Source organism: Mycobacterium asiaticum, assembly GCF_001673635.1.
Taxonomy (GTDB): Bacteria; Actinomycetota; Actinomycetes; order Mycobacteriales; family Mycobacteriaceae; genus Mycobacterium; species Mycobacterium asiaticum_C.
Genome location: NZ_LZMH01000051.1, coordinates 68,367 through 77,705, shown reverse-complemented (window position 1 = coordinate 77,705; position 9,339 = coordinate 68,367). Strand labels below are relative to the sequence as shown.

Here is a 9,339-nt window from a genome sequence, read left to right as displayed (position 1 = left end):
GTTGCGTATCGAAAGTGTATGTGGGTGAACGACGCCCGATCGTTACGACTCAGTAAATGTTGGCTAGTTCGTCGAGTGATGCCGCGGGCAGTACGCGGCGATGCTCACTCCGACGAAATATCCGGCGTGGTAGCCGTCGAGGTTACTGCTGCTCGTCACCTCGTTGGCGACCTCGGCCTTTTGCCTACCGTTGTCCAGCTCGTCGCAAACCTGATGAGCCGCCAGGATCGCCGCTTGCGGCGTCCCGAAGTTGATGTTGTGCGCCTGCAGGGCACCGAGGAATTGACTGTCGATCCCGTCGGCGTGGGCGGCCGAGTCCGTCACCATTCCTGTCAGAGTGAGGGCCGCGGCGACGGCCGGAGCGGCTACGAACGATCGCAGGAGGATGGGCGAACGCCGGTGGCTGACGGCCATCGTTGAAGCCTCCTCACGCCTGACGTAACACGTTGCTTACATTGCGATCATCGCACGTAACGATCGTCGACGAGTGACATCCCTGTTTTCCGTGACGGTGACCGCACCGGCTGTCCGGACCGTGAACCGGAAAGAAACTGCGGACGAAATGATCGCGTCCAGATGGCGGCTGCTCCGGGCGAGAACAAATCGTCGTGCGCGAAACTTGTTACCATGCCTCGTGAATCCAAAGCTCAGCCGATTCGCGGCCCCGCTCATCGCAATCGTTGTCGGTTCGTCGACAGTGTCGGCATGCGCTAATGGCGGCAACCCCGCTCAGGGCGGTAGCACAACCCCTGCCTCGACGCTGAACGCCGACTGCGGCAGCAACGCAACCCTTAGGGCCAGCGGTTCGACCGCACAGGCTAACGCGATAACCCGTTTCGCCCGCGCCTTCGAACAAGCCTGTCCCGGTCGCTCACTGAATTACACGGCCAACGGCTCCGGTGCGGGAATCGATGAATTCTTGACCGGGCTAACCGATTTCGGGGGTTCCGACGCGCCGCTGAGCAGGGACGAATACGGCAGGGCCCAGCAGCGGTGCGGGTCACCGGTGTGGAATCTGCCGATCGTGTTCGGGCCCATCGCCATTGCCTACAACGTCACGGGGGTGGACTCGCTGAACCTCGACGGGCCTACGGCAGCCAAGATTTTCAACGGCGCCATCACCGACTGGAATGACCCCGCAATTCAAGCGCTGAACCAAGGCCTGAGCTTGCCCGCGAAGCCAATTCGGGTCATCTTCCGCAGTGACCAGTCCGGGACTTCGGAGAACTTCCAGCGGTATCTCGACACCGCCTCGGGCGGAGCCTGGGGCCGCGGCGCCGGGCGGACATTCAACGGCGCGGTCGGCGAAGGTGTTGCCGGCAGTGAGGGCGCGGCCGCGGCCGTCGAGGGGGCGGAAGGGTCGGTCACCTACGTCGAATGGTCGTTTGCTCTGGCGCACCGGCTGAATATCGCCAAGGTCGTCACTTCCGCAGGTCCGGAACCGGTAGGCATCGACCCTGGCACGGTGGGCAAGACGATCGGTGCGGCTTGGTTCATCAGGCCGGGCAACGACCTCGCCTTCGACACGATTTCGTTCTATCGCCCGAACCAGCCGGGCGCCTATCCGATCGTGCTTGCGACGTATGAAATCGTCTGCTCGAAATATCCGGACGCGCAGGTGGGTAGGGCGGTGAAGGCTTTTCTGCAGAGCGCGATCGGCGACGGTCAGAACGGCCTGATCGAGAACGGATACATTCCCGTTCCGGCTGATTTTAAGTCACGACTGACGACCGCGGTGAACGCCGTCACCTGAGCTAAGGTTTCGGGGCAGCCCATCCGGGCCCAGCCGACCCGCAATGTTCCAGGGTTTTTCCCAACCTGGTCAGCGCAATGTTTCCAAAATTTTCCCCGTCACGTCATATAAAGATGCTATGGAGTTCACAGCACTGCCCCCCGACGTCACCTCGGCGCTGATTCACGCCGGACCCGGCGCGGAATCGTTGATCGAGGCTTCGGGCGCGTGGCAGCGGCTGGGCACCGATCTGGAAGAGACGGCCGGCGCCTACACCGCCGTGCTCTCGGCACTGGCCAGCGATTGGCACGGCCCCTCGACCCTGGCCATGATCGACGCCGCCGTGCCCTACCTCACCTGGATGCGCGCCACCGCCCAGCAGTGCCACCAGCTGGCCTCTTCGGTGCAGGCCGCGGTGGCGGCATACGGCTCCACCGTCGCAGCCGTGGTGCGGCCCGCGGAGGTCGCGGCGAACCGGACGCAGTTGGCCCAGCTGCTAGCCACCAATGGACTCGGCCGGAATCTGACGGCGATCGCCGCAACAGAAGCGCAGTACGAGCGGATGTGGGCGAACAACGCGGCGGCGATGTACCGCTACGAGGCCGCTTCGGCGCAGGCCACCGCCCTGCCGCAGTTCGTTTCGCCGCCATCGATCGCTGATCCCGCCGCCACAGCGGCACAGGCCAACGCGGTGGGCGCCGCCGCGGCGGTGGCGCCGGCGGACGCGGTCCCGCCCCCGGTTTCTCCGTTCGACTCGGTCCTGCAGGCGATCGGTGTCACTTTCGACCCGAACCAGGGATGGTTCGGGTTGGCCAACACCTATGCCAACCAGTTCGTCTCATCGGGCTTCCCGATCAACCTGCTCAGTTACATGGCGCAGAGCAGCTCCGCCCAAGCGCTGCAATCCGTCGCCCCCGACATCGCCGAGGGCCTATCGGAAGGGGAATCCGCGCTGGGCTCCGCGGCCACCAGCCTGTCCAGCGCCGCCGGAGCACTCGGCGCGGTCGAGGCGCCGACGGCGGCGATGGGCGTCGCGGTCTCGATGGGCAGCCTGTCGGCGCCACCCGCGGCGACGGGAGTGCTGACCGCCGCGCACATGCCGGTGCAGCTCGCGTCCGCGGTGTCGCCGCTTCCCGCCGGCGACGCCGGGTCCGGCTTCCCGATGCTCCCGCCGCTGATGGCGCCGCCGATCGCGGCTGGCAGCGGCTGGCGCAAGCGCAAGGAACAGAAGTACGAGGACCTGGCGATGGGCTTGGAGCTCAAGGGCACCTTCATGCCACGCCCGCCCTCGGCGGGGTGAGCGCGGTCGATCGGTACTTTTGACGTCATGCCGTGGTTGCGATTGCTGTCGCTGGCTGTGCTCGTCGTCCTGCTGGTCGGGTGCAACGAACGCCAAGTCCAGGCTGCGCGCGCCCGCGACCAGGCGGGGATGCTGCCCTACGGCGGCCTGAACCGCACCTACTTGGTGCACCTGCCGCCCGGGCCGCCCGTGGGGCTGGTGCTCAACCTGCACGGGGGTGGAGGCACCGGCGCCGGGCAGCGCGGGCTGTCTAACTTCGACTCCATCGCCGACGCCAATGGCTTCCTGGTGGTCTATCCCGACGGCTATGACAAGAGCTGGGCCGACGGGCGCGGGGCGGCACCGGCCGACCGCAAGCATCTCGACGACGTGGGGTTCCTGGTGTCGCTGGTGAACAAGCTGCGCAGCGACTACAACGTCCCGGCCGGACACGTCTTCGCGACCGGAATGTCCAACGGCGGCTTCATGTCCAATCGTCTGGCGTGCGATCACGCCGAGCTTTTCGCCGCGATCGCTCCGGTGTCGGGCACGCTGGGCATCGGCGTGCCGTGCAACCCGTCGCGCCCGGTGTCGGTCCTCGACGCACACGGCACGGGTGACTCGGTGGTCCCGTACAACGGCGGCGCCGTCCGCGGCCGCGGCGGCATCAGCCACTCCATCTCGGTGAATAGCATGCTCGACCGCTGGCGGGCCGTGGACCGCTGCCAGGGAGAGCCGTCGTCCCAGGAGCTGCCCAACGTCGGCGATGGCACCGTCGTGCGCCGTTTCGACTCCCGTCCGTGCGCCGACAACACCGAAGTCGTGCACTACCGGATCGACAAGGGCGGGCACACCTGGCCCGGCGGCAAGCAGTACCTGCCCAAAGCGGTGATCGGGTCGACCACCCGCGCATTCGACGGCTCGGAAGTCATCGCCGAGTTCTTTTTGAGCCACGGCCGGGACTGATGCGGCCTCAGCGCTGGCAGACCGGGCACCAGTACTGAACCCGTTCGGTGGTCCCGCCCGGCGGTTCCCGGTGGGCGATGGGCGTCCCGCACCGCCGGCAACGCTGCCCGGCCCGCCCGTAGACCCACACCTGCCGGCCGGCCCGGGTATCGCCGGTGGTACAGCGATTCCAGCGCATCCGGTTGGCCCACAACATGTCCCGGGCCCGGCTGACCAGCCGCACCGGGTCGGTGATATCGCTTACCGGCGCGGTGGGCAGATGCCCGCTGACAAAGCACAGTTCGTTGGCGAAGACGTTGCCGACCCCGGCCATGACGCGCTGGTCGAGCAGCGCCTCGGAGATGGGGCGATCCGGATCGGCGGTCAGGTTGGCCGCCGCCAGCTTAGGATCCCAGTCCGGACCCAACAGGTCCGGCCCGAGGTAGGCGACGGCGGTGACGTCGTCCTCGCGGTCGAGGATCTCGAGTACTCCCAAGTCGACCCCGACCGCGCGAATGTCACCGGCTTCCAGAATGATTCGGGCCCGATGGTCAATCCGGACCCGGTGATCACCGACGCGCCAACTGCCGTCCATCTTCAGGTGCGAATGAATGCTGGCCCAGCCGACGCGGATGAACAGATGCTTGCCTCTGCTGAGCACCTCGTCCACCGGGTGCCCGGTGAGATCGACTGTGGCATAGCGAGGCACCCGGACGTCGCAGCGCGTCAGTGTGCGCCCGACCAGGTGCTCGCGCAGCGTGGCCGCGGTGTGCCATACGGTGTCGCCTTCGGGCATGCCTACCGCAGCCGCAATCCGCGGGGGGTGCGGGCGAACCCGGCGTCCACCAGCGCCGTCACCACGGTGTCGGGGCCACCGGGCTGCAGCACGGACACGCCGTCAACCCGTTCGACCAGGATCGAGGCCACCCGGCGTGCGGTGACCAGATCGGCCAGCGCGACGGCCGCCGCGCGACTGGCTTCGGCGTCCTCGGTGAACGTCAGCATCGAGCGCCCGCCGCGCTCCAGGAACCAAGCCAACTCGCCGTCCACCAACACCACCAGTGCCCCGGCCTTGCGGCCCGGCCGGGCGCCGACGTTGGCGCCCTCGGCCTGAGCGGTGGGCCAGGCCAGCGCCGCGCCATACGGGTTGGCCGGGTCAGCGGCAGCCAGCACCACCGCGTGATAATCCGGACGCTGCGGGTCGACACCGTCGAGATAGCTGCGCAGCCGGTCGACGGTGGAGGCGACCGCGAACTGCGCCCCGCCCAGCGACTCGACGAAGTACCCGCGCTGGCATCGGCCGGCATCCTCGAACGCGCTGAGCACCTTGTACAGCGTGGCGAAACCGCCGGGCACCCCCTCGGCCGCGACCGCGCCCTTGGTCAGCACGCCGTGCCGGTTCAGCAGCAACTCGGCCTGGAAGTGGGCGCGCAGGGTCGAGTCCGGCTCGGCCGCCGGCAACGCCGACCACCGGCCCGCGACCGTCGGGTCCGAGGCGCGCGCTTGCGCATGCGCAACGCTGTAGCGGCTCAACCGCGGCGGGCGGTGGGTGCGGTGCGCCGGCGCCGAACGCTTACGGGCGCCGGGCCCACCGCCGAGCAGCGCGCGCACCGGTGCGAACGTGTCCCCGGTGATCCAGCCTGCCCAAACAAGCTCCCACAGCGCGGCTTTGAGCTCGGACTCGGCGTGCCCTCCCTGGGCGAGTTGACGGAAGAAGTACGCGCCGCCTCCGGACAGGCTGTCCAGGATCGACCGGTGTGCATCGGTGAAGTCGATCTCGGCGGGCGGGGCCAGCGTCATGGTGACGGAGTCCGCGTGGTGGAACGCGATCCAGCCGTCGCTGCCCGAGATCGACCCGGCGCCCGACCAGGTGACCTCCCCGGTGGCGAGCAACTCGTCGAGCATGGCGGGGGAGTAGTCGCGCACGCGGGGGCCGAGTATCAGGGGCTCGAGCGCCGAGGCCGGGATCCGGACGCCGGCGAGCTGGTCGATCACCGAGGCCAAACCGTCCAGGCCGGAGGCGCGGGAGGCGTCCCCCAGCTGATGCCAGGCCGGCAGGAACCGTCCGTAGGCCGCCGTGCTGACCGGTTCGACCTGGGCCCGCAGCGCCGCCAGGGAGCGTCGCCGCAGAATCCGCAGCACGTCGGCGTCGCACCACTGCTCGGACCCGGCGCCGGCCGAGGTGGCGACAAACTCACCGCGCACCAGTCGCCCGTCACTCGCCAACCGGCCCAGCACATCTGCGGTCACCCGCAACCCCAAACCGAATCGGGCGGCCGCCTCGGCGGTGGTGAACGGCGTGTGCGTGCGCGCATAGCGACCCAGCAGCTCGCCCAGGGGATCGGCCACCGCTTCGGTGAACGCGATCGGCAGCCCGACCGGCACCGCCGCCCCCACGCCGTCGCGCAGCCGGCCGATGTCCTCGACAGCCACCCACCAGCTGCGCCCGGCGAACGACACGGTCAGAGCCCGGCGGGCGGCGCGCAAGCCTTCCAGCCAGCCGCCCACATCCGCGGCGGTCGTCCGGGCGGCCACCTCCTCCTCGGTCAGCGGGCCCAGCAACCGCAGCAGGTCCGCGACGCCCTCGGCGTCGCGGGCCGCCCGGTCTTCCGAGAGGTGCTGCAATTGGCGCCCGGTGCCGGCGATGACGTCTGGGTCGAGCAGTTCGCGCAGCTCGACGCGGCCGAGCAGCTCGGCCAGCAACGTGCTGTCCAGGGAGAGGGCCGCGGCACGGCGCTCGGCCAGCGGGACGTCGCCCTCGTACATGAACGCCCCGACGTAGCCGAAGAGCAGTGACGCCGCGAATGGGGACGGCCGGGCGGTCTCGGCTTCGGCGACCCGTACCTTGCGCTGGGCGATCTGCGCCATCAGGCGGGTCAGGGTGGGGACGTCGTAGACGTCCTGCAGACATTCACGGATCGTTTCCAGCACGATCGGGAAGTCGGGATATTTGCGCGCGACCTCCAGCAGCTGGGCGGCGCGCTGCCGCTGATGCCACAGTGGTGACCGCTTGCCGGGATGGCGGCGGGGCAGTAGCAGCGCGCGGGCCGCCGACTCCCGGAAGCGCGACGCGAACAGGGCCGACTCGCCGACCTCCGCGGTGACGATCGGGTCGATCTCGTCGGGGTCGAAGACGAACAGTTCGGCGCCCGGGGGACTGTCCTCACCGGTGGAGAATCCGGTGTCGGGCAGCCGCACCACGATGCCGTCATCGGAGGCGGTCGGCTTCTCGTCGAGTCCGTAGCGTTCGCGGAGCCGCCGGCCGACCGCCAGGGCGAGCGGTCCGTGCACCTGCAGGCCATACGGCGAGTGCAGGATGACTCGCCAGTCACCCAGCTCGTCGCGGAACCGCTCGACCAGCAGCGTGGTATCGGTGGGCACCACCCGGGTGGCGTCGCGCTGCTCGTCCAGCAGCGTCCACAGATTGTCCGTCGCGTACTCGTCGAAACCCCAACCGGCGCAACGCTTGCCGAACGCGTCCCGGTCCATCGATGCCAACTCGCCGGTGAGCGCGCCCAGGGCGGCGCCGAGTTCGGCCGGCCGGCCAACGTCGTCGCCGCGCCAGAACGGCAGCCGCGCCGGCTGACCTGGGGCGGGGATCACCAGCACCCGGTCGTGGGTGATCTCGACGATGCGCCAACTGGTGGCGCCCAGCGAGATGACGTCACCCGGGCGGGATTCGTAGACCATCTCCTCGTCCAGTTCGCCGACCCGCGAAGGTTTCTCGGAATCGGTGGCGAGGTAGACGGTGAACAACCCCCGGTCGGGGATGGCGCCCCCGGAGGTGACGGCCAGCCGCTGGGCGCCGGGACGGGCGGTCAGCGTGCCGTTGTCGCGGTCATAGACCAGCCGGGGCCGCAGCTCGGCGAACTCTGTCGACGGGTACTTACCCGACAGCAGATCCAGGGTGGCCTCGAACACGCTGCGGGGCAGCGTCGCGAACGGCGCGCTGCGACGCACGGTGTCGAACCAGCGGTCTGCGTCAATCGGCTCGAGGGCGGACGCGGCCACGGTGTGCTGAGCCAAAATGTCGAGCGGATTCGCCGGCACCTTCATGGTCTCGATCTGGCCGGTCAGCATTCGCTGCACGCTGACCGCGCAGCCCAGCAGATCGGTTCGGTGCTTGGGAAACAGCACCCCGCGCGACACTTCGCCGACCTGATGGCCGGCCCGGCCGATCCGCTGCAACCCGCTGGCCACCGACGGCGGCGCCTCAACTTGGATCACCAGATCGACCGCGCCCATGTCGATACCGAGCTCGAGGCTGGACGTGGCGACCACGGCCTTGAGCTGGCCGCTCTTGAGATCTTCTTCGACGATGGCGCGCTGTTCCTTGCTGACCGACCCGTGGTGGGCGCGGGCCAGCAGGGTCGGCGCACCGAAGCTCTGCCCACTGGCCATCACGTACGCCGGCGCCCCACCGGCGACCTCGGCGTTGCCGCCGGTCGGCAGTTCGACGCCGGAGCGTTCGGCGTGAATCTCGTTGAGCCGCGCCGTCAATCGCTCGGCCAGCCGCCGTGAGTTGGCGAACACGATCGTGGAGTTGTGCGACTCGATCAGGTCGACGAGCCGCGCCTCGACGTCCGGCCAGATGGAGTTGTTGGCGAGGTTGGCCATGTCCGGCACCGGCACCTGGACGGACAGCTCGACCGTCTTGGCCGACGGTGGCGCGACGATTGTGGTTGGCGACTGGCCGGAAAGGAACCGGGCCAGCTCCTCGGCGGGACGTACCGTCGCCGACAGTCCGATGCGCTGCGCCGGGCGCCCGTCGCGCAACTCATCCAAGCGTTCCAGCGACAGCGCCAGATGCGCACCGCGCTTGGTGGCGGCGATGGCGTGGATCTCGTCCACGATGACGGTTTGCACGCCGGCCAGGGTTTCGCGCGCGGCAGAGGTCAGCATCAAGAACAGCGACTCGGGAGTGGTGATCAACACGCCCGGCGGCCGGGTGATGAGCTGGCGGCGCTCGGCTGGTGGGGTGTCGCCGGACCGGACGCCCACGCTGATGGCGGGTGGAGCCAGACCGCGGGCCTCGGCGAGCCGGGTCAGCCCGGTCAGCGGCGTGCGCAGGTTCCGCTCGACGTCCACCGCGAGCGCCTTGAGCGGCGAGACGTAGAGCACCCGGGTGCCGGCCGGCCGGTCGGGTGCGCTGGCCAGGCTGTCGAGCGCCCACAAGAACGCGGCCAGTGTCTTACCCGAACCGGTGGGCGCGATGACCAGCGTGTTGTCGCCGTTCGCGATGGCCGCCCACGCGGCGTCCTGCGCGGACGTCGGCGCGGCGAAGGTGCTGGCGAACCAGTCGCGGGTGATCGCGCTGAATCGCGACAGGGCTTTGGGCGGGGAAGTGCTCACCTAGCCATCGTGCCAAGAGGCACTGACAACA

The 9,339-nt window shown here is 69.0% G+C and carries 6 protein-coding genes; 3 read left to right on the top strand and 3 right to left on the bottom strand.

Going from position 1 to position 9,339, the window contains the following annotated elements; all coding sequences use genetic code 11:
• Positions 1-63: 63 nt before the first annotated feature.
• The gene (locus A5645_RS14605; RefSeq protein ID WP_231123273.1) at positions 64-327 is read right to left on the bottom strand and encodes a DUF732 domain-containing protein; all 264 of its coding nucleotides are present in this window, start codon (positions 325-327) and stop codon (positions 64-66) included.
• 307 nt (positions 328-634) lie between these two features.
• On the opposite strand from A5645_RS14605, the gene pstS reads away from it, so the two are divergent.
• From pstS to A5645_RS14590, 3 genes are all read left to right on the top strand, one after another.
• Positions 635-1,753, top strand: a complete 1,119-nt coding sequence (gene pstS / locus A5645_RS14600; protein WP_065037365.1) for a phosphate ABC transporter substrate-binding protein PstS — start codon at positions 635-637, stop codon at positions 1,751-1,753.
• Positions 1,754-1,871: 118 nt separating this feature from the next.
• Positions 1,872-3,032 (top strand): PPE family protein, encoded by a 1,161-nt coding sequence (locus A5645_RS14595; protein WP_065130038.1) that lies wholly within the window; start codon positions 1,872-1,874, stop codon positions 3,030-3,032.
• A gap of 27 nt (positions 3,033-3,059) precedes the next feature.
• Positions 3,060-3,977 carry an extracellular catalytic domain type 1 short-chain-length polyhydroxyalkanoate depolymerase gene (locus A5645_RS14590; RefSeq protein ID WP_065037363.1) on the top strand — a complete coding sequence of 306 codons (918 nt, stop codon included), beginning with the start codon at positions 3,060-3,062 and terminating at the stop codon, positions 3,975-3,977.
• Positions 3,978-3,984: 7 nt separating this feature from the next.
• Here the strand turns inward: A5645_RS14590 and nei2 are convergent, their stop codons facing one another.
• Together nei2 and A5645_RS14580 are read right to left on the bottom strand one after the other, a co-directional pair.
• Complete coding sequence (gene nei2, locus A5645_RS14585) at positions 3,985-4,752, bottom strand: endonuclease VIII Nei2 (RefSeq protein WP_065130036.1); 768 nt, start codon at positions 4,750-4,752, stop codon at positions 3,985-3,987.
• Between the two features lie 2 nt (positions 4,753-4,754).
• On the bottom strand, positions 4,755-9,308 hold the full coding sequence (locus A5645_RS14580; RefSeq protein WP_065130034.1) for an ATP-dependent helicase: 4,554 nt from the start codon (positions 9,306-9,308) through the stop codon (positions 4,755-4,757).
• Positions 9,309-9,339 lie beyond the last annotated feature (31 nt).

Excerpts from the sequence above, each read along its gene's own strand:
- A5645_RS14590 (WP_065037363.1), top strand. The coding sequence starts at position 3,060 with ATGCCGTGGTTGCGATTGCTGTCGCTGGCTGTGCTCGTCGTCCTGCTG.
- nei2 (WP_065130036.1), bottom strand. The coding sequence starts at position 4,752 with ATGCCCGAAGGCGACACCGTATGGCACACCGCGGCCACGCTGCGCGAG.
- A5645_RS14595 (WP_065130038.1), top strand. The coding sequence starts at position 1,872 with ATGGAGTTCACAGCACTGCCCCCCGACGTCACCTCGGCGCTGATTCAC.
- A5645_RS14605 (WP_231123273.1), bottom strand. The coding sequence starts at position 327 with ATGGTGACGGACTCGGCCGCCCACGCCGACGGGATCGACAGTCAATTC.